This is a genomic window from Neobacillus sp. SRL179, assembly GCF_984799095.1.
In genome coordinates this window covers 811,619-830,446 of sequence record NZ_OZ481792.1, presented here as the reverse complement: position 1 = coordinate 830,446, position 18,828 = coordinate 811,619, and the positions used below count along the sequence as shown (strand labels likewise).

The window sequence follows — 18,828 nt, the reverse complement described above, 5'->3', positions numbered from 1 at the left end:
GATACTTGACCCTGACCAAACGAAGGAAGCACTGCTTTTCTATTAGAAAAGCAGTGCTTCCTTTTTTAATGGAACGGGGTTATAAGAGACCGACCATTTTAAGCCCATGAATAATTCCGTCTTCTTCTACCGATTTCGTTACATATTTCGCAACTGCCTTAACCTTTTCTACCCCGTTACCCATGGCAACACTATTTTTTACCGTAGACAGCATTTCTAAATCATTCAGTCCATCGCCAAAGGCAAACTGTTGATCCTCTGAAAAGCCTAGTCTTTCTACCATCCTTTCAATCCCTTTTGCTTTAGAACCTCCCCTTGGAAGAACATCGACAGAGACAGGATGCCATCTGACTAAATCAAAGTCTTGAAATGCCTGTTCGTATTGCTTTTCTTGCCCTTCTGGACAAAAAAGGAGCGTTTGATATAACTCACGTCCTTTATAGTAATTCGGATCATGTGTTGGGAAACGTCCGATTTTTAAAGTATCAATGCTTTCATTAATATAGGGATGCTCAGGAACATTGGCTTTCATGTCTTCATGATCCATAAAGACAACAGGATGATTGTTTAGAAGAGCTGCTGCAGTTAACTTTTCAAGTGATGAAATGTTTAATGGGTTTGTGTAGATAACATCATCATTCAACACGACAAATTGGCCGTTATAACTCACATAAGAATGGATATCTAATTCTTTTCGCAAGTCTTCAAACATAAAAGGTGCACGTCCTGTTGCAATGGCTACTTCATGTCCCTGTTCTTTTAATGCAAAAATCGCTTCTTTGGTTGAGCGTGGCAATTCCTTATCATGCGTAAGCAATGTCCCATCTATATCAAAGAAAATAACACTTCGGTTTGTCATTCTAGCTCCCACTTTCGGTGTAGTTGTTTTAGTGTTTGGATTTACCTATATTACCATTCACCTTGAACACTTACTATTATTTTTAACTATTGATCCGACTAGCCTTCTTTATATTCTTTTCAAGTGTAAAATATGAAACCAGTTTCATGTCAAGTCCTAGGTTTAAGAAAGATAAAATCCATAACAATAGGGAGCTTGCTGCTGCAAGCCCCCTACTTTTTTACCTTTAATAATCTTAAACTGTTTAAGGTTACAATTAACGTGGCTCCCATATCCGCAAATATCGCAATCCAAAGGGTCAGCCATCCCGGAAGAACCAAGAATAAGGCTGCTGCTTTAATCGCTAAAGAGAATGTGATATTTTGCTTAATGATGTTCAAGGCTTTCCGACTCAATTGAATGGTAAATGGTAATTGATTTAGATCATCTGACATTAAGGCAATATCAGCCGTTTCAAGCGCTGTGTCGGTTCCAGCACCGCCCATCGCCACGCCAACCGTGGCAGCAGCTAAAGCGGGAGCGTCATTTACACCGTCGCCCACCATTGCCACACGATGATGCTTTGCTCGAAGCTCCTTCATCAAGTTTAGCTTATCCTCTGGCAGCAGGTCCGCTTTAATATCAGTAACCCCGGCCTGCTTTCCAATTGCTGCTGCGGTTTTGTGATTATCACCCGTCAGCATCACCGTTTCAATTCCCATTCGATTTAATTGACCGATTACATCTTTAGAGGATTCTCTTAATTCATCAGCTACAGCGATTAACAACAGGATGGTTTTTTCGGTTCCTAACATCATGACCGTTTTCCCATCTGTTTGCAACACAGCGATTTTTTCTTTAATTGCCTCTTCAATCGATGGATGCAGTTCTTCAAACAAGTTCGGACTTCCTACATAGTATAGTTCATGATTAACTCTTGCTTTTACACCTTTACCCATTATCGCTTGGAAATCGTCAACAGTTAAATCATGAATGGTTAATCCCTTTTGCTCTGCCGTTCGAATAATTGCTGAAGCCAGTGGATGCTGTGACCCCTTTTCTATAGCTGCTGTGATGGTTAACCAGTCATCCTCGTTGCCGATTAATGGGAGGATATCAGTAATCGCGGGAACCCCTTTTGTTAAGGTTCCTGTTTTATCAAAAGCGATTGCCTTAAGTGCTCCTGCTTCTTCAAGGTACATACCGCCTTTTATTAAAACTCCATTTCTTGCAGCATTCCCGATTGCCGTAACCACGGCAACAGGGGTGGAAACCACTAATGCGCAAGGACAGCCCACTACCAATACGGATAGTCCTTGGTAAATCCACTTGGTCCAATCTCCTCCCAATATAGGGGGAATGATGGCTATTAAACTGGCTAAGAGAACAATTACCGGGGTATAGTATTTTGCAAATTTATCTACAAATGCTTGAGATGGTGCCCGTTCTGCTTGCGCTTCTTCAACTAAGTGAATGATTTTAGATAGAGTTGTATCTTCCACTCGTTTTGTTACTATTACTTCAAGCAGTCCTTCCTCATTCAGTGTTCCTGCATAGACTTCATCATCTATTGTTTTCATTACAGGAACACTTTCACCCGTAATGGCAGCTTGATTAAGTGTAGAGGTACCCTTCACCACTAAACCATCCATTGCTAATTTTTGGCCGGGTTTGATGATCATCAAATCGCCGACTTTTATCTCTTCAACCGGGACCAGCATTTCTTTATTTCCCCGGCGAATAAGCGCTTCTTTTGGAGCAATATCCATTAACGACTCAATCGATTGACGAGCTTTATCCATTGAATAACGCTCTAGTACTTCACTGATGGCAAAAAGGATCACAACTGTGGCTCCTTCCCCCCATTCACCAATAACAGCGGCTCCAATAATAGCAATGGTCATTAATGTTCGCATATCAAAATTTAACACGGCTAAGTTTTTTAATCCTCTAAGGAATAACGAATACCCTCCGGTTAGGATCACTGCTGCATAACCAATGGTCGTAAATATATGCCCTTCTCCGAATTGTTGCCCGAGAATCCAGCTAATCACGAGCAATAAAGCTGAAATGTAAACCTTTATGTTTTCTTTTTGTTTCCAAAATGGTTCACGTGCTGCTTTCTTTATATGTTCATCTCGTAATTTTAAATTCTCAAAAGCTCCAGCCTTTTCCAATGCTTCAATTGTTGTGTTACCCATCACTGTTATTTTGGAAGCACCGAAGTTAACATTTGCATCTAACACACCATCCAGGTGTTTCACGTTCGTTTCGAACGTTTTCGCACAACTAGCTCAAGATAATCCTTGAACTCGGTAGGTTTTAGTTTCTTGGTCCTTTATTCTGGCTTGTAGTTCTGCCATGCATTTTCACTTCCTTCTTAGGCACTAACAATTTCATTCAAGTGTTTGTTTGAATATTATACGCATGTAAACAGCATTATTCTAGTCAATATTTGAATAAAAATTAAAAAAATAATGGACCGATTTTCTAATTTTTGTGACAACACGTTAAATAAATCACAACTTTTTAAAATAGTCGGATGTACAATCGTATTGGATACACGTTTGGAATGGAACCCGAGGCCATTATTGTTGTTCCAGTTTTATATGAAGTAATCAAAAGAGGAGGTCAGTTTGTTGTTTAAAATTGTTGTTTTTGTATTAATTGCTGTTACATTAATTTTATTAAGTGTATTTATTGATGGGTTGATGGAGTTATATCGGTTAGAAAAGGACGCGGAAAAAAATATTGTCAGAGAAGGCATGGATGGCTACTTGGATCAAACATTTGGTTTTGGAAAGGTAAAATTATTTAAAACCATCCTTGATGCGGAGGGCAATCTAACCTATCTGGTTTATTTGCCAAAGTACGAGTGGTTCAAGGCTCCAGAATACCAATGGTATGAAGTGTATGCCACCAAAAGCGGCTTTCATCATACTGAAGTCGAAGGCTGATTTAAATCCAATAACATTTTAGATTCTTAGTAAACGTATGTCTATTCTGCACATAAATAAAGGGCCATTCTGTAACAGGTTCTGTTCCTATCACAAAATTTGAATTTACAGCTAAAAATATAAAGTAAAATGCAAATCAATTCGCACCGTTTTTTGCGGTGCTTTTGTTTAATAACATAGCCTAGTTCTGTATGGACTAAGCTACACCTTGTATTTGTTAAGAAGCCTATTAAAATTAGCCTGCCCTTTCCTCTTCACTAATGCATTCCGCTGATAATGACACTAAAATAACTTTAGAGTAAAATATTTTTAAAGGAGGCTCATTCTTATGAATATTTTAATTTTAGGTGCCACTGGTCGAGTTGGCGGTCAAATAGTTAATTATGCTCTTGATGACAGACATAATGTTACAGTATTAGTTCGAACTCCAGAGAAGATTCAAATAAATAATGAAAATTTAACTATTCTTCAAGGTAATGTTTTAAATAAGGATGATATTGTATGTGCAATGCGTGGGATTGATGTGGTTATTAGTGCGCTCAATACTGATGGGGCAACAACTTTGTCAGAAAGTATTCCACACATTATCGAAGCAATGGAAAACGAAGGTATACAACGAATTATTACTATAGGAACTGCAGGTATCCTGCAAAGTAGAACTGCCCCAAATTTACTGCGTTATCAATCAAGCGAATCAAAGCGTAAATCAACCCGTGCAGCAGAAGAGCATCATAAAGTTTTCGATATGCTTAAACAATCAACACTTGAATGGACTATTGTATGTCCTACATATCTACCAGATGGAGAAAGTTTAGGTGAATATCGTGTGGAACGTCATTTTTTGCCGGTGGGTGGAGTTAAGATACATGTATCGGATACAGCAGAATTTACATATATGCAGATTAAAAGCAACCATTATATAAAATCACGTGTTGGGATCGCCTACTAATAAAATACATATTGGATTCCACTGAAGTAATAGGGTTTAGAGAACACCACGGATTATCTTTGCGTGATTGAATAATTTAAACAAAAGAACTCTGAATAATTGTCAGAGTTCTTTTACCTTCGTGGCCATTTAAACTTTAAAAGAAGGCTGTATTATGCCTGTTCGTTCCTCTCTAATCTCCGTTGCTGTTCAGCAATTATTTCATCATCCTCAGTGTTGTCCCGAATCACTTTTTGAGTAAGAATGGATCCGACAATAATTAAAAGCATCACGGCAATATAATAACCTTTTTCATTCAACTGAAGATCCGCATTATAAATGCCGATTGCGAATAAAAGAACTCCGGCAAAAAGCGTAAAGTAAGATAAAAACGTAAATGCCATCGTATTTCTTCTTTTGTGTTTTTGTGGAAACAAGCTGTACTCCCCCTGTTTTTCTTATTTTTAGAAAATTCCATCTCTATTATATGAAGAAACAGGATAATAAGTAAACCATTTCCATCCAATAATTAACAGAGTTCAAGTAATCCTTTCTAAATGCCTAAGACGAACAGCCACTGCCACAGCTCGAGCAACTGGAGCAATTTGAGCAACCATGGCCTCCATGATGACCATGATCACCGCTGCCATCTGAAGAAGCAGACCCGCAAAAAATGGCGGAGGCGCAGCCACTTGTGTATTTTCCTGGATTGGCAAAGGCATATACTTTTGCGTGATTCCAATACTCATCAAAATAATAATACGAGAAGAAGACCATCACCAGTGACAGGCTGGACATTTCTCCATACGTTCGCTGTCTCGTGAATGCCCCTTTTTGATCCACTTGATGAATCTCTTCCGCTTCACTCAATTGTTTTTTCATTCGCTTCACTAGATATTCAATCAATTCTTGATTATCTTCGTTGATATGAAAATATTTTTCTATTAAAAATTCTTTGCTCGCTTCTTTAAACTCTTTTAATAGTTGAACATCAAGCGGATATTTGAAAAAACTCCCCCACGAATTCCAGCTAAATTGAGTAACATCGAACAACTGCGAGAAGACCCAATCAAAAAATGCACGCTCTTGGGGGGCTGGGGCGGATTTTACGTTCGGCGTATGGTGCAGCATGGTCCCGAGGAAGTGTTCAGAAAAACTTTTATACTTTTGTGTAAACAGTAGCATATTATGCCAGACTTCATCAACTTCCTCACTAAACATAGGCGCATTCTTTAAGATATTGGCCATCAGGAAATAGCGTTTTAACTCAAACAAGCGCCATTCAAATTCATCTTCGGTTCGTTTGGGGTTCTCCTGAAGAAAACGATATTTCACTTGTTGGACATAGTCTTCATCTAAGGCAGTTGTGAGTTTATCAAGCACAGGCTGAATAGGGACATCTTCAAGGATTCCCAGCCTCGCCGGAATATTTTCCTTTGCTAATTTTGGTCTATTTTTTATTACAAGTGCCGTCACCCCTGCAGATAAACCAGTTAACATCAGACCGGCAATAATAATTCCTGCTATCATCCATGTACTCCCCCTTATTTTGGATTTTAGTATTTAAAGCCTTAGCTTGGGCAAGAGATATTCTCTAAATGTGCCATCTACCCAACTATAATCTCATCCCCAATTTGATTTGTTTAATAATCCAATTTTACCATGTATTCTGTCAATTCTGCTCCAGAATATCAGAGCTTTTTATTGATTTAAAAAACATTTAATGCAAGGAAAGATGAGAATGTTCATTGCTCTCTAATAAATCATAACTCTCCTATTTTTCTGTATTATTTTGCTATTCCGTACATTTTGCAATCGCTTTCAAACTAATAGATTCAGAGTATAATGAAAGCATAAGGTATTCAAATAACCCAGGTTGGGGAGGAAATCATGATGCTTACTGATTTTTGGTTTGAACTTAAAAACTGGTTGTTTGGCGAGACAACTGATGAGCTTCAAGAATTTGAACGGCTAGAATCTCAACACACTAGAATTCATCATGACCAATATATGAACGAGGTCATCCGTATCCATTAGATTGCTTAAATAGCAGTTTCATAAATAATAAGAAATGACTCTGTTCTATTTAAACAGAGTCATTTTTTCCTTTAGAATCTATAATTACGTCAGATAGTTTGCTTATGATATTTAATAGGAAAATTATTCCTTTTGTTACCGTTAACGGCTTTTTCCCGGCATCACGGGCACAATTATTCATTTTTGTGACCGCCAACGGCTTTTTCCTAACTCCATGGGCACAATTATTCGTTTTTGTGACCACCAACGGCTTTTTCCTAGCTTCAAGGGCACAATTATTCCTTTTTGTGACCGATCCCCCTGTCTATGTAGTCCCACTGGCAGCAATTACACCCTTTAAAATCTATTATCTTTCACACTCACCACTCTATGTATTACCGGGTACAAAAGATAACCAATCCCTACTCCAACTAGATTTAAAATAACATCATCAATGTCCATACTGCCACGCTTGGTAAGATGCTGCGCAATTTCAATCAGCAGGATGATACAAGCCGGTACAAAGATTAATCTTCGCCTTGAAACATGCTTGTACAACAGCAGCGTGACCACACCATATGGGACAAATAGCAAAATATTGGCAGTTAAATTATAAAAAGCGATAAGAAAGTTTCCCTCACCAGCTAAGAAGCCAATAATGGTTTTAAAGGGAATATAGTTAATTTGACTATACTCCTGGTTTCCAGGGCGAAAGAATAATAAAATGAATAATCCTAAACTATAAAGACTAATAAACATTTTCGTGGTAAATGTAGATATTAGTATGGTTCCTTTACCGGCATAGTACACCACGAACACGACAAAGACGGTCACACATAACCAGATCACCACTAAAACAACGGGATGAAGATAAGCTAAAAGCCTAAACCATACTGGCATTAAAACGACAAAAAGCAGTTGGGATACCGCCAGCGAAATCCATAACAAGTGATTTTTCCTATTTATTTTCATAGTAACCTTACATCCTGCCTTTTTTAATTAATAAAAGGAGTTGATGATCCTCGCCATTCAATTATAATACTAAACCATTTTCATTTTTATGATAACAAAAAATTGAACCCAGCCAAAGTAGCTAGGTTCCATATCTATAACCCTAGGGGGGGCAATAAGTTAGTCGTGATTTCTATTAAAAAAGTTTCATAAAACACCAAAAGGATTGATCTTTAAATTAATAAAAAAACAGATTATCAAAAAATCGAAAAGTATGGAAGAACAATAATCGAAAGAGATAGCATAAAAACCACAATGGCGCCTATCTTTTGCTTTTCCTTCCATAAGGTAACACCGAAACCGATGGTATAAATCGTAATCAAAAACAAACATACATAAGTAAATATAGTCACTTATTCCCCCACCTTCCTTGGTTTTCTAGTTTGTTTCCCATAATCAATAATTTCAATTTCCGGATTGACAATAATATCTGCTTTCTGATAAGATTTCGCCCAATTAAATCTCTTAAATTCCTGGATGGTCCCAAAGTATTTCCGTGCATTAGTGGCTAACGGATATGGTACACCTTTAAATTCTGTTTGTGTTTTCTTAAACAAGTCTTCATTTACTTTTTTTATATGAGTAGTTATTTGTCTTTTTACGATATGTCGGTTCTTAGCAACCGTATAGCTGACCATTGACGGGTTTGTCATAATTTCAATCTTTAAAGGAATTGAAATCATGACTTTAGGTCTAGGACCCTTTAGGTCCATTTTCACTTTATTGTTTTCTTGTTTCATGATTCTGACTGCAAACTGCGTCTTTTTTTCCACAAAAGGATTGGGTATATCCATTAAAATATCATTGATGTTGGTGGTATCATCAAGAATATTAACCGTCCTAGTGTCTTGACCACTTAACTTATTAATCATTACACCATTTCTGAAGACCGCCGAACCAATAAATTGTGTATCATCCAGCTCTCCTGTTGCATCAACTTGTCCAGCTGTGTATTCATCTTCGCGTTTAATCTTTGTATTCTTATTCTTCACAGCTGTTGTATACATCGCCAAGTAGAGATCCGTGCCTCTCTCGAGTGTCTTAAAATAGCGAAAAAGGCTGGAGTCCGGTATGAGGCCATTTTCAATGCCATGATCAATCATGTACTGAAAGTATTTATGCGGCCTTGTTTCCATTTTTGGCTTGTTTGCCATAAAGTATTTACTTGCATGTTCTTTTGATACTGCTAAATAAGTATTCATACGGATTTCTTTATCCATTTGCACATCTGAAATGACGGAAGGAAATGATTTATCGCTTGCAAATTTTTCAGAAACAACAATAATCCTCAAAAGTTCATAACTAATATTTCGAGAGATAATGGAGTTGGCTGTCCCCTTTGCCGCTATGAAATCATTGGCATCAAACGTAATAATTTCTCGAGGTTTTTCCGTTGAACCTCCACCACCTTGCAAACTTCCTACCTCTGGGTTGGCCAGCAGCATGGTGACTTTAATTTTTCCCTTTTGTTTGGAATGGTCCAATCCAAGACCAATCACATAAGACCTATCTTCCAGTTCTTCTCGGTCCCAACAACCGGTTAATAAACAAATCATGACAGACAACAATAAACATTTACATACTGTTCCTGTTTTTTTCATGTTTAAATTCTCCTTTTAACAGTGCGGCTAACCACAATATGAGCATGATTGCGACTGATATAGCGCCAGATACATCTTGGATGAGAGCCTTATAATCCACACTGACATTAATTGCTGACTCCGCCAGGCTTCCAATCAATAAATAAATGGTGGCCAGCGATGGAATTAAATACTCAAAATCTTTAATTTTGAATAAATGACCGAACATGATAGCATTTATATACAAAAATGCCGTGAAGCGAATAAAGGACGATAATAACCAGGTAACAAAAAAGGTAATTTCAACATTTGGCAGGAAACTTCCAAGCGAAATATATCGAATGGCCGTGTGAAACGGATAACCGGAAGCACCCAAGGATGTATCAAACATACAAATATAAACAAAAAAAGCAACACTTAGCTGGATGCTGACGAATACATAGGCAATCCATGTACCTTTTTTAAAAGTATTGAATGATTTAAAATAGGGTATCAGCATGGCAAACAGGAAAAAGTCAGCAAATAGGTTTAGTCTTTTGGTTCCCTGCTTCAGAATCTCCCACTTACCTGGACCCCATATTGGAAATATAGATTGAAGTGTACTTTCTTTCGAACTTAAGTAAAGAGCAAGATTTACGAAAACAACGACATAGAAAACGACTAAATAAGACACCGAGCCGACATGCTGAAGTCCTTTTTTAGCCCCATATGCACAAACAGCCATTAATATGGCATAAATTATTAGATTAGGGGTTGTTGGAAAATAAAAGGCCCTAATGATATCCGTATACGTTCTTGAGTCAAACGAAATAGTATATGAACTTATTAAAAAGATAATAAGACAAACAACAAATCCAATGTATCGCCCAAGTAATGTTTGAATAACAGCAAATAAATGTTTGTCCTTGAATAATGTCAGCGTCTTAATTAATAAAAACAGCGGAATAAAAAAGAGAGCTGCGGAGAGTAGGGGAACCATCCATCCTGCATTTTTCACCTGATGAAATATATAGGCTGGTGTGTCCTCCGTTGCTTTGGTACCAATCATTAAAATAGCAATCGACACATATTCACGAATACCGAGTTTTCCATGAGACTGCTTCATAATATGTTTATTCCTTTCTTTGTTTAACCATATCCTTTGGTTTTAGATACCCTGGGCGGAACCTTTCTTTCATCGGAACATGGCGAATCAATAAGTCCTTTGACGAGAAGAAATGGGGCGTCATGGGTGCAAAGTAAGGAGTACCAAATGATTTAAGTGAAGCCAAATAAAAGAGACCAACAATAAAGAGGGCTGTAGCACCGTAAACCCCCATAAACCCTGAAACAAAGATAAACAAGAAACGAGTCATCCGAATGGCAAAATTCATGCTCAAATCACTGATAATAAAAGAACTTAAGCCACTTAAGGCGATTACGATAATGACGATTGGACTAATTATATTGGCTTGAACAGCCGCTTGGCCTAATATCAAGGCACCGACAATCCCAATCGTAGGGCCGATCGGTGATGGTACCCGTAATCCCGCTTCCCGAATCAGTTCAAAAGCAATCTCCATCATTAAAATCTCAATGATAGAAGGAAAAGGTACCCTTTCCCTCGTCCCTGCAATCGCCATTAATAAATCAGGCGGGATCATGCCAACATGATAGTTCGTAATGGCAATATAAAAAGAAGAGGCGAATAGAGCAACAAACATAGCAACTAATCGCAAAAAGCGTATGAAATTCCCATACGGCGTTCGCAGGTAATGATCTTCCGGCGAATGCATTAATGACCAAAAGGTAGCAGGCAGAACAAGACAGCTAGGTGAATTAGACATTAATAAAATAATGTGACCTTCTTCAATAAATGATGCTGCCCTGTCAGGCCGCTCCGTATAAAGAATAGTTGGAAACAAGGACCTTGGCCGTTCCTCCAGATATTGTTCAACTACACTTAAATCGACAATCTTATCGACTTCAAAAGAATCTAGCCGATCCTTTATCTCTTTAAGCATGTCATCATTTACTAAGTCTTTTTCATAAACAAGAAATACATCATTCCTCGAACGTTTGGAAACAACCTGTGTCTCCACGATTAAGTTTTCATTTTTTATTTTTTTACGCAATAAAGCAATATTATCAATGACCTTCTCATTAAATGATTCCTTTGCTCCTTTTACAATGACCTCATTATCTGACTTTTCAATGCTGCGCCCGCGTGTTTTGGTGGTTTCAAATAAATAGCAATCTTGGTCGCCTTCTACAAAAAGGGCAGTAACCCCACCAGTGATGAACTCGGTAATTTCCCCCACAAGGGTCGTTGTCTTTTGGACAGGATACGACACAATATCCTTGACCTGTCCTGTCGGCTGGTCGATTTTAATTAACTTTTCCACTATGCCATCTTGAATTAATTGGATATCAACCATTGTACTTATATAGATAATAAAGGCGCGGCGATTACCTGAGCGAATGATAAACTCACGTAATTTCACATCCATATTTTTGGGAACACTAAAAATCTCTTTGAATGTTGCTAAATTTTTCTCATAAATTCGGCTTATCTCTTGGTTTTTAATATCAATGTCCTGTTTATTAGACATCTCATTAAATTGAGGTTCAGTATTCAGTTTATCAAGAAGCGACTTGATCATCTTTTTCTTCATCACGAACCACCCCCAACTTTTATATAGTTTTCCAACTTTAGGTGGCTTTATGTAAAAAGACAGGAACTAGGAATTCATTTTTTATATGCCTTATTAATGGTAAGATAATGTTTTAAGGAAAAAGTAACGCCAATCGGCGGATGGAGAGCGCCAATCGGTGCATAGTGTGCCACATCCGGCGGATAACGCAACTCAATTGGCGAATAACGATGCAATCGGCGGATACCGCGTGCCAATCGGCGCATGCCGTACTCCATTCGGCGGATAACGCAACTCAATCAGCGAATGACTATGCAATCGGCGGATACCGCGTGCCAATCGGTGCATAGTGTGCCGCATCCGGCGGATAACGCAACTCAATTGGCGAATAACGTGCACCAAATTATGTTAAATAGAGGGGATTTTAATGAATATATTGTGGGATTTTGATGGAACACTTTTTGATACCTATCCAGCACTAGTTGAAGGATTCCTCGCTTTAAGCGGGCAAGACTTGGATCGGAGTGAAGTATTAAAGTGGCTAAAAATGGATTCAAAAACTGCTTTTAAACATTATGGAATCGATGAAAGCAAGCGGGCTGAATACACTCGACTTCATAATCATTTTTCAATAAAAAACAGCCAACCCTTTGAATACTTAAAGGATGTGTTGGCTGTGGCCGATAATAATATTATTGTGACTCATCGAGATAAAGAGTCCACCATTTATCTCCTTGAAAAATTTAATTTATCTAAATACTTCCGAGAAATCGTTTCTGTAGAAGAACAAGGGTTTACCAGAAAACCTCACATTTCTTCATATGAACACGTCTTAAAAACATACCCCATTGATTTAGTAGTTGGCGACCGGGATTTAGACTTAATTCCCGCAAGAAATTTGCATATTAAAACAGTGGCTTTCCAAAATAAAAATATTGAAGCAGACTATCACATTGACAACTATGCTGACTTTATTCCAGTGGTACTTCATCAGATTTAAAAAGACTAAGGTATTTTGATAAAAAAGTGGAACAGGATTAATCCCTGTTCCTTGTTGCTGTTTCTTTTTGTAAATAGTTATCATTCATTGTTATAATCTATATGGAGCAATTAATTTTTAAGGTTTTTTTAATAATGTTAATTTAAAATATATTATAATAGAAAACTATTACTCTCTATTTCAATAGGTGAAAAATTTAAACTGAAAGGAATGTGAAGATTTGAAGTTAACAAAGCTGGGAAAGTTATTTTTTACATTCCTTTTTTTATTAATATTAATACTAGTATTTATTTTCCTTCCCAAGGAATCTAATTCTCCATTGAAGTCAAAAACAAATCATTCGGCTTCTTTACCCACACAACTCAATCCGCTTGTGAAAGAACGCAGCAATCAACTAATTCAACAAGCAGCGGATAAAGGAATTGTGGTTGTGATTACAGATGGATTCCGAAGTTCAGAAGATCAGGATAAGCTGTATGAAATAGGTCGTACAACAGAGGGAAATATCGTGACCCATGCAAAAGGTGGAGAGTCCTACCACAATTATGGGCTTGCCATTGATTTTGCCTTACAAACTCCATCAGGGGAAGTGGTGTGGGATATGCAATATGATCGTAATCAGAATGGAAAAGCAGATTGGAACGAAGTGGTGAAAATGGCTAAAGCTTTAGGTTTTCAATGGGGCGGTGATTGGAAACAATTTAAAGATTATCCACATTTAGAAATGGATTTTGGGTTAACCATTGCTGATTTACAGTCAGGTGAGAGACCAGCCGAATCATCCTTGACTGCAGATATTGAGACCACAGAAAGCGAACAGTAAAAAATACTGTTCGCTTTCATTTTTAATCATTAGATTGTTATGGTATGTCTAGATTAATTTTGGTAAAATCGTTTAAAAGATTGGAGGGAATTCCAATGATTACTTACCCACATTTAAAAAATAACGCGACAATCGGAGTAACCGCCCCTTCATCAGGGGTACCTGATCATTTACATGAAATTGTTAAACTAGCATGCGCTAAGTTGGAGAAGGCAGGCTTCCAAATTACCTGTGGAGAGACCGTATGGATCCAGGATAAAGCAAAATCAGCACCTGCTTTACAACGTGCTGAGGAGTTTAATGCCATGATGCACGACGATCAGTGCATCGACCTCATCCTCCCCCCATGGGGCGGGGAATTACTAATAGAGATTCTTGATCATCTTGACTTTGAAAATATGAAAAACAAGTGGGTTTTAGGTTACTCAGATATTAGCGGTTTGCTGCTAGCTATTACATTAAAGACTGGAATAGCAACAGCTCACGGAACAAATCTAGTGGATTTAAGAGGAGAATTTTCAGATGTAACAACAGCCATGTGGAAGGCTGTATTATCCACAAATACGGGGGAATCCGTTCTACAACATTCCTCTGAATTCTATCAAAAGGAATGGCAGCACAATAATCCGTCTCCCTCTATATTTCACCTAACCGAAAAAACGGTTTGGAAAACTGCCTCAAAAGGCAAAGTAAACATAAACGGCCGGTTACTGGGGGGTTGTATAGACATTATCCGACATCTAATCGGTACACCGTTCGGCGATGTGAAGACCTTTAGAAAGCAGCATATTAATGGATATCCAGTTATTTGGTATTTAGAGAACTGTGAATTGAATACCACCGATTTACGAAGATCCTTAGTGCAAATGAAATTAGCTGGCTGGTTCGACCATTGCTCTGGTCTGATGTTTGGCCGCAGTGCAGCCAATCAAGCTGTAGAAAATTATCTAGTTGAGGATGTCTACCAAGCTCTATACGAAGAGCTCGGAATACCGATTATTTACGATATCGATTGTGGTCATGTTCCACCCCAAATGACTTTCATAAATGGGGCCTATGCAGAGGTTGAAATCGAAAATGGAAAAGGAACTGTTATGCAAACTTTTCGTTCATAACTTTTTTATTAGAACAACCATTTGTTAGTACACACCAAAAAAGCTTGAGAAAAATTCCACCTCAAGCTTTTTAACTTTAATGTGGTAAGATTTTAATTTAAGCACCCCGCTACACAGTTATTACCACTTTACCTTGCGCGTGACCTTCTTGAAAATATTTGAAAGCTTCAGTTACTTCACTCAATTTATACCGTTTATCAATGATCGGTCTTACTTTGCCAGTCTCAAGTAATTCTTTTAAATAATTTAAGTCTTTTTGGTTTGCTCTCTGTAACAGATTACTTATTTTCTTGCTTCCGGTCATCGAAATCAAACGTCCAAGGAATATTGTTTGAAAAAATTGGGATTCGGACCCTCCTACGTGAACGAATATTCCATTTTGATTAAGGACTCGTTTATAAGCTGAAATGGAATTAGAACCATTTACACCAAGAATCAAATCGTAACACTCCTCACCTTGGGTGAAATTCTCTTTTGAATAATCAATGATATGGTCTGCTCCTAATGAACGCAATATCTCTAAATTTCTTGTACTACATACACCCGTTACTTCAGCTCCAAATGATTTGGCAATTTGTACCGCGAATGTACCTACGCCACCAGATGCCCCATAAATTAATACTTTGTGTCCCGATTTAATTTTACCTTTATCACGCAGCCCCTGTAAGGCAGTCACACCTGCCATAGGAGTCGCAGCAGCTTCCTCAAAGGAGATATTGTTTGGCTTTAAGGCTAAAGCATATTCGGGGACCGCTACATATTCAGCAAAACCACCCCAGCCACTACCGGAAAGGTCGCCAAATACTTCATCACCTATTTGAAATTGTAAAACATTCTTACCAACAGCTTCCACTGTACCAGCTATGTCACCTCCCGGAACAGGGTACTTTGGCCCCGTTAGTCCGAAGGCAAAACGGGCTAAGAAGGGTTTACCTTTCAAAAGAACCAAGTTACCAAAATTTAAGGATGCCGAATGAACCTTTACCAATACTTGATTATCAGCAGGTACAGGTTTTTTTAATTCTTTTAATTCAAGTACATCGGGTGAACCATATTTATCACAAACTATTGCTTTCATAAAAACCCCTCCTCTTTCCTTTAGAACGGAGAGATTTGCTTGTTTATTCTCGAGTTTATCCATATGCAAATCCCCTCGATTCACTTTTTTTAATAATAACAAGGGGGTTAAAACCTTTCATTGACTTAAGTTAATTTCTAGAGATTTTAGTATTTTTTATGGTGGATTTTACAAAGAGTAAGAGTGGTATTAAGCTCAATGATACCTGGAGAGTTAAGCTTCGGTATTTTTGCTGCAAAATGGCTGGGAAGAAGCGCGAAATGTGGATGAAATCTATTTTAATATTTATTTTCTTTAATTCGCTTTTTTATTCTACTTAAAGACTCAGGTGTAATTCCAAGATAACTAGCCAATTGATGCTGTGGTACACGGTCAACTAACCTTGGCCGTTTCCTTAAAATAGATTCATAGCGTTCTTCTGGGGAAGAGTTGATAAATTCTCCGAATTGTTCTTGCATGTCACCTAGGTTGATCTCCATCATTTTGCGTATCATTGTTTCTAGTTGTGGATATTTGTTAAACATCTTTTTTTCAGAATCAAAGTCGCCAACAACTATTATACAATCTTCCACACACACTAATGAATACTTTGACAAATCACCTTGAGTCTGTTCGTTGATAATTGGAATAGCTTGTTCTTCAGTGAAAAAATTTGATGTCACCTCTCTACCTAATTCATCTATAAAAAACTGTCTAACACACCCCTGTAATACAAAATAACATTTAATGGTGGATGGATCTCCTTGTCTAAGAAGGATTTTTCCTTTTTTATATTCATCAATTCGTAAACTTTCAGTGATTGCCCGCTGTTCATCTTCACTGAGTGAAGTAAAATCAGACATATATTTCAAGAGAGTTTTCTTCATATTACCTTCCTTTCTAATTTACATATTCCTAATCATTTTAACATTTTTATCCATATACTTTTTCCTTTTTAGATAAAATTATAATTAAAGCACCCAAAATCGCACCATGACAATAACTATTGTCAAAAATGTAATTTGAGGTGCTATTTTAATTGTTTTTTTCTTTGACTTATTGGAAATCCCCGCTAATCCTACTTCTATATTTCATTTAATAAATAATCATAGATATGCTTTCCAATTCTGCTAATTAACTGCTTTCCCGCCCATGTATCCTCCAGACGATCAAGGAAGATCGCCGCATACGCAGTTTTCCCATTGTACTTAATTACAGCACCATCATGTTCAACATGGGGAAGACTGCCTGTTTTATTGGCGACAAATACTTTATCAAGGTCCATCATGGCCGGTAGTCGATCCTGAAATTGTTGAGCCTTCATGATGGCTAAAGCAGCATTCCGGCTTTCGCTTGATAAAGTTGGACCTTCATTGATAGCTTTAAGACACGTAAGGATATCAATCGGATTCGAATAGTTATCAAGCCCCTGTTCAATAGCCTTAAAATCCATCATTTTCCGATTAAGGACCGTATGCTGAAGTCCCAGTTTAACAAAGGAATTATTAATAACCCCTATTCCCAATAGATCGATAACCATATTGGTGGCTGTATTATCGGAGACAATTATCATTAAGGTCAGCAGATCCTTAATCGTCAATTTAACATCATGAGATAGGGCTTGTAATACTCCTGATCCGCCTACTTTATTACTGATGTTAACCAGTTGATTTAAATCTAGTTTACCTACGTCACTCTGTCGAAATCCTTCTATTAAAATTGGAATCTTAATCATACTGGCCGATGGAAATACCTCTTCACTATTCAAATAATAATGTTCACCGTCTATTTCAATCGCCACACCCACTCGACCACTTACTCTGCGGATTTCTTCCTTAATTATTGTCGTTAATTGATTCATTCTTTACCTCGTGACAGCCACTTGAGTATAGTCATGATCTCCGGTTTTATCTTTATCATATAAATGACAGGCTACATAGTGACTTCCCTCTACTTCCTGCCATACCGGTTTTTCCAAGGCGCAAATTTCCATTGCCATCGGGCACCGAGTCCGAAATACACAGCCGCTCGGCGGGTTAATCGGACTTGGAAGTTCCCCTTTTAATATAATCCGCTCTCGTTTGTCCTCAATATCTGGGTCAGGAATCGGGATGGCCGATAGCAATGCTTGTGTATAGGGATGCATAGGATTTTTATAGAGATCATTACTTGAACTCAATTCAACCAATTGCCCTAAATACATCACTCCGATTCGGTCGCTTATTTGCTTAACCATTGAAAGGTCGTGAGCAATAAATAAGTAGGTTAATCCTTTTTCCTTCTGCAATTTAGTCAGTAAATTAACGACCTGTGCCTGAACCGAAACATCCAAGGCTGAGATTGGCTCATCCGCAATAATAAAATCTGGATCGAGAGAAAGTGCACGAGCAATCCCAATTCGCTGGCGCTGCCCGCCGCTGAATTCATGTGGATAGCGATTGGCATGTTCTCGATTTAAACCGACATCTTCTAATAATTCATACACCCGATTTAAACGTTCCTGATTATCAGGGTACAAGCCATGGACCTCCATTGGCTCAGATATAATTTCTCTCACTGTTGACCTTGGATTTAGCGAAGCATAGGGATCTTGAAAGATCATTTGCATATCCCGATGGAAGGAAAATCGTTCCTTGGCGTTTAAATTGTGGATATTTTTCCCTTTAAAAATAACCTCTCCCTCAGTTACATCGTAAAGTCCAATGATGGTCCTGCCTGCCGTGGACTTCCCGCAACCAGACTCTCCAACAATTCCAAATGTTTCTCCCTTATGAATATCAAAGGATACTCCATCAACGGCTTTTAAAATTTGATCTTTACCAAGGTTAAAGTGCTTTTTAAGATTGTTTACCTGTAGTAACTTTTCCATG

At 37.8% G+C, this 18,828-nt stretch carries 20 protein-coding genes; 6 read left to right on the top strand and 14 right to left on the bottom strand.

Annotated features, from left to right (window positions below):
• Positions 1–79: 79 nt before the first annotated feature.
• Together AC4E8C_RS04065 and AC4E8C_RS04060 are read right to left on the bottom strand one after the other, a co-directional pair.
• The gene (locus AC4E8C_RS04065) at positions 80–859 is read right to left on the bottom strand and encodes a Cof-type HAD-IIB family hydrolase (protein WP_490210466.1); all 780 of its coding nucleotides are present in this window, start codon (positions 857–859) and stop codon (positions 80–82) included.
• Between the two features lie 212 nt (positions 860–1,071).
• Entirely contained in the window at positions 1,072–3,201 is a 2,130-nt protein-coding gene (locus AC4E8C_RS04060; RefSeq protein WP_490210464.1) for a heavy metal translocating P-type ATPase, read from the bottom strand.
• 276 nt (positions 3,202–3,477) lie between these two features.
• Between AC4E8C_RS04060 and AC4E8C_RS04055 the strand changes: the two genes are divergently transcribed.
• Positions 3,478–3,795, top strand: a complete 318-nt coding sequence (locus AC4E8C_RS04055) for a hypothetical protein (RefSeq protein WP_490210462.1) — start codon at positions 3,478–3,480, stop codon at positions 3,793–3,795.
• 328 nt (positions 3,796–4,123) lie between these two features.
• Complete coding sequence (locus AC4E8C_RS04050; RefSeq protein ID WP_490210460.1) at positions 4,124–4,744, top strand: NAD(P)-dependent oxidoreductase; 621 nt, start codon at positions 4,124–4,126, stop codon at positions 4,742–4,744.
• Positions 4,745–4,896: 152 nt separating this feature from the next.
• Here AC4E8C_RS04050 and AC4E8C_RS04045 read toward each other — a convergent pair whose 3' ends face one another.
• Together AC4E8C_RS04045 and AC4E8C_RS04040 are read right to left on the bottom strand one after the other, a co-directional pair.
• A complete protein-coding gene (locus tag AC4E8C_RS04045) occupies positions 4,897–5,127 on the bottom strand; it encodes a YiaA/YiaB family inner membrane protein (RefSeq protein ID WP_490212464.1) in 231 nt (76 codons plus the stop codon).
• A 157-nt stretch (positions 5,128–5,284) separates the two neighbouring features.
• Positions 5,285–6,253, bottom strand: a complete 969-nt coding sequence (locus AC4E8C_RS04040) for a glycine-rich domain-containing protein (protein WP_490210458.1) — start codon at positions 6,251–6,253, stop codon at positions 5,285–5,287.
• Positions 6,254–6,613: 360 nt separating this feature from the next.
• On the opposite strand from AC4E8C_RS04040, the gene AC4E8C_RS04035 reads away from it, so the two are divergent.
• Positions 6,614–6,760: a hypothetical protein gene (locus AC4E8C_RS04035; protein WP_490210456.1), complete on the top strand. Its 147-nt coding sequence runs from the start codon at positions 6,614–6,616 to the stop codon at positions 6,758–6,760.
• A 336-nt stretch (positions 6,761–7,096) separates the two neighbouring features.
• Here AC4E8C_RS04035 and AC4E8C_RS04030 read toward each other — a convergent pair whose 3' ends face one another.
• From AC4E8C_RS04030 to AC4E8C_RS04005, 6 genes are all read right to left on the bottom strand, one after another.
• The gene (locus AC4E8C_RS04030) at positions 7,097–7,711 is read right to left on the bottom strand and encodes a VanZ family protein (RefSeq protein ID WP_490210455.1); all 615 of its coding nucleotides are present in this window, start codon (positions 7,709–7,711) and stop codon (positions 7,097–7,099) included.
• A 236-nt stretch (positions 7,712–7,947) separates the two neighbouring features.
• Positions 7,948–8,103, bottom strand: coding sequence for a hypothetical protein (locus AC4E8C_RS04025; protein WP_490210453.1), 156 nt, complete (start codon positions 8,101–8,103; stop codon positions 7,948–7,950).
• Complete coding sequence (locus AC4E8C_RS04020; RefSeq protein ID WP_490210452.1) at positions 8,104–9,351, bottom strand: Ger(x)C family spore germination protein; 1,248 nt, start codon at positions 9,349–9,351, stop codon at positions 8,104–8,106. It lies immediately after the preceding gene.
• Positions 9,326–10,435, bottom strand: coding sequence for a GerAB/ArcD/ProY family transporter (locus AC4E8C_RS04015; RefSeq protein WP_490210450.1), 1,110 nt, complete (start codon positions 10,433–10,435; stop codon positions 9,326–9,328). The genes AC4E8C_RS04020 and AC4E8C_RS04015 overlap by 26 nt, the downstream gene beginning before the upstream one ends.
• A 7-nt stretch (positions 10,436–10,442) precedes the next feature.
• Positions 10,443–11,984, bottom strand: a complete 1,542-nt coding sequence (locus tag AC4E8C_RS04010; protein ID WP_490210449.1) for a spore germination protein — start codon at positions 11,982–11,984, stop codon at positions 10,443–10,445.
• A gap of 74 nt (positions 11,985–12,058) precedes the next feature.
• On the bottom strand, positions 12,059–12,229 hold the full coding sequence (locus AC4E8C_RS04005; protein WP_490210447.1) for a hypothetical protein: 171 nt from the start codon (positions 12,227–12,229) through the stop codon (positions 12,059–12,061).
• A 161-nt stretch (positions 12,230–12,390) separates the two neighbouring features.
• Between AC4E8C_RS04005 and AC4E8C_RS04000 the strand changes: the two genes are divergently transcribed.
• The 3 genes from AC4E8C_RS04000 (at position 12,391) to AC4E8C_RS03990 (ending at position 14,901) form a co-directional block, all read left to right on the top strand.
• Entirely contained in the window at positions 12,391–12,963 is a 573-nt protein-coding gene (locus AC4E8C_RS04000) for an HAD hydrolase-like protein (RefSeq protein WP_490210445.1), read from the top strand.
• A 319-nt stretch (positions 12,964–13,282) separates the two neighbouring features.
• A complete protein-coding gene (locus AC4E8C_RS03995; RefSeq protein WP_490210444.1) occupies positions 13,283–13,786 on the top strand; it encodes a M15 family metallopeptidase in 504 nt (167 codons plus the stop codon).
• Between the two features lie 95 nt (positions 13,787–13,881).
• Positions 13,882–14,901, top strand: a complete 1,020-nt coding sequence (locus AC4E8C_RS03990) for a S66 family peptidase (RefSeq protein ID WP_490210443.1) — start codon at positions 13,882–13,884, stop codon at positions 14,899–14,901.
• A 109-nt stretch (positions 14,902–15,010) separates the two neighbouring features.
• On the opposite strand, the gene AC4E8C_RS03985 is transcribed toward AC4E8C_RS03990, so the two are convergent.
• The 4 genes from AC4E8C_RS03985 to AC4E8C_RS03970 all read right to left on the bottom strand — a co-directional run bounded on the left by AC4E8C_RS03985 (position 15,011) and on the right by AC4E8C_RS03970 (position 18,827).
• On the bottom strand, positions 15,011–15,979 hold the full coding sequence (locus tag AC4E8C_RS03985) for an NAD(P)-dependent alcohol dehydrogenase (RefSeq protein ID WP_490210441.1): 969 nt from the start codon (positions 15,977–15,979) through the stop codon (positions 15,011–15,013).
• Between the two features lie 278 nt (positions 15,980–16,257).
• The gene (locus AC4E8C_RS03980) at positions 16,258–16,845 is read right to left on the bottom strand and encodes a Crp/Fnr family transcriptional regulator (protein WP_490210439.1); all 588 of its coding nucleotides are present in this window, start codon (positions 16,843–16,845) and stop codon (positions 16,258–16,260) included.
• Between the two features lie 197 nt (positions 16,846–17,042).
• Positions 17,043–17,819, bottom strand: a complete 777-nt coding sequence (locus AC4E8C_RS03975) for a serine hydrolase (RefSeq protein ID WP_490210438.1) — start codon at positions 17,817–17,819, stop codon at positions 17,043–17,045.
• A gap of 3 nt (positions 17,820–17,822) precedes the next feature.
• On the bottom strand, positions 17,823–18,827 hold the full coding sequence (locus AC4E8C_RS03970) for an ABC transporter ATP-binding protein (RefSeq protein WP_490210437.1): 1,005 nt from the start codon (positions 18,825–18,827) through the stop codon (positions 17,823–17,825).
• Position 18,828: the final 1 nt, after the last annotated feature.

What these genes read in the sequence shown, in the direction of transcription:
- AC4E8C_RS04005 (WP_490210447.1), bottom strand. Translation starts at nt 12,229, where the DNA reads ATGCGCCGATTGGCACGCGGTATCCGCCGATTGCATCGTTATTCGCCA.
- AC4E8C_RS04050 (WP_490210460.1), top strand. Translation starts at nt 4,124, where the DNA reads ATGAATATTTTAATTTTAGGTGCCACTGGTCGAGTTGGCGGTCAAATA.
- AC4E8C_RS03985 (WP_490210441.1), bottom strand. Translation starts at nt 15,979, where the DNA reads ATGAAAGCAATAGTTTGTGATAAATATGGTTCACCCGATGTACTTGAA.
- AC4E8C_RS04020 (WP_490210452.1), bottom strand. Translation starts at nt 9,351, where the DNA reads ATGAAAAAAACAGGAACAGTATGTAAATGTTTATTGTTGTCTGTCATG.
- AC4E8C_RS03980 (WP_490210439.1), bottom strand. Translation starts at nt 16,845, where the DNA reads ATGAAGAAAACTCTCTTGAAATATATGTCTGATTTTACTTCACTCAGT.
- AC4E8C_RS04040 (WP_490210458.1), bottom strand. Translation starts at nt 6,253, where the DNA reads ATGATAGCAGGAATTATTATTGCCGGTCTGATGTTAACTGGTTTATCT.
- AC4E8C_RS04035 (WP_490210456.1), top strand. Translation starts at nt 6,614, where the DNA reads ATGATGCTTACTGATTTTTGGTTTGAACTTAAAAACTGGTTGTTTGGC.
- AC4E8C_RS04065 (WP_490210466.1), bottom strand. Translation starts at nt 859, where the DNA reads ATGACAAACCGAAGTGTTATTTTCTTTGATATAGATGGGACATTGCTT.
- AC4E8C_RS04030 (WP_490210455.1), bottom strand. Translation starts at nt 7,711, where the DNA reads ATGAAAATAAATAGGAAAAATCACTTGTTATGGATTTCGCTGGCGGTA.
- AC4E8C_RS03970 (WP_490210437.1), bottom strand. Translation starts at nt 18,827, where the DNA reads ATGGAAAAGTTACTACAGGTAAACAATCTTAAAAAGCACTTTAACCTT.
- AC4E8C_RS03975 (WP_490210438.1), bottom strand. Translation starts at nt 17,819, where the DNA reads ATGAATCAATTAACGACAATAATTAAGGAAGAAATCCGCAGAGTAAGT.
- AC4E8C_RS04045 (WP_490212464.1), bottom strand. Translation starts at nt 5,127, where the DNA reads ATGGCATTTACGTTTTTATCTTACTTTACGCTTTTTGCCGGAGTTCTT.
- AC4E8C_RS04010 (WP_490210449.1), bottom strand. Translation starts at nt 11,984, where the DNA reads ATGAAGAAAAAGATGATCAAGTCGCTTCTTGATAAACTGAATACTGAA.
- AC4E8C_RS03990 (WP_490210443.1), top strand. Translation starts at nt 13,882, where the DNA reads ATGATTACTTACCCACATTTAAAAAATAACGCGACAATCGGAGTAACC.
- AC4E8C_RS04015 (WP_490210450.1), bottom strand. Translation starts at nt 10,435, where the DNA reads ATGAAGCAGTCTCATGGAAAACTCGGTATTCGTGAATATGTGTCGATT.
- AC4E8C_RS04000 (WP_490210445.1), top strand. Translation starts at nt 12,391, where the DNA reads ATGAATATATTGTGGGATTTTGATGGAACACTTTTTGATACCTATCCA.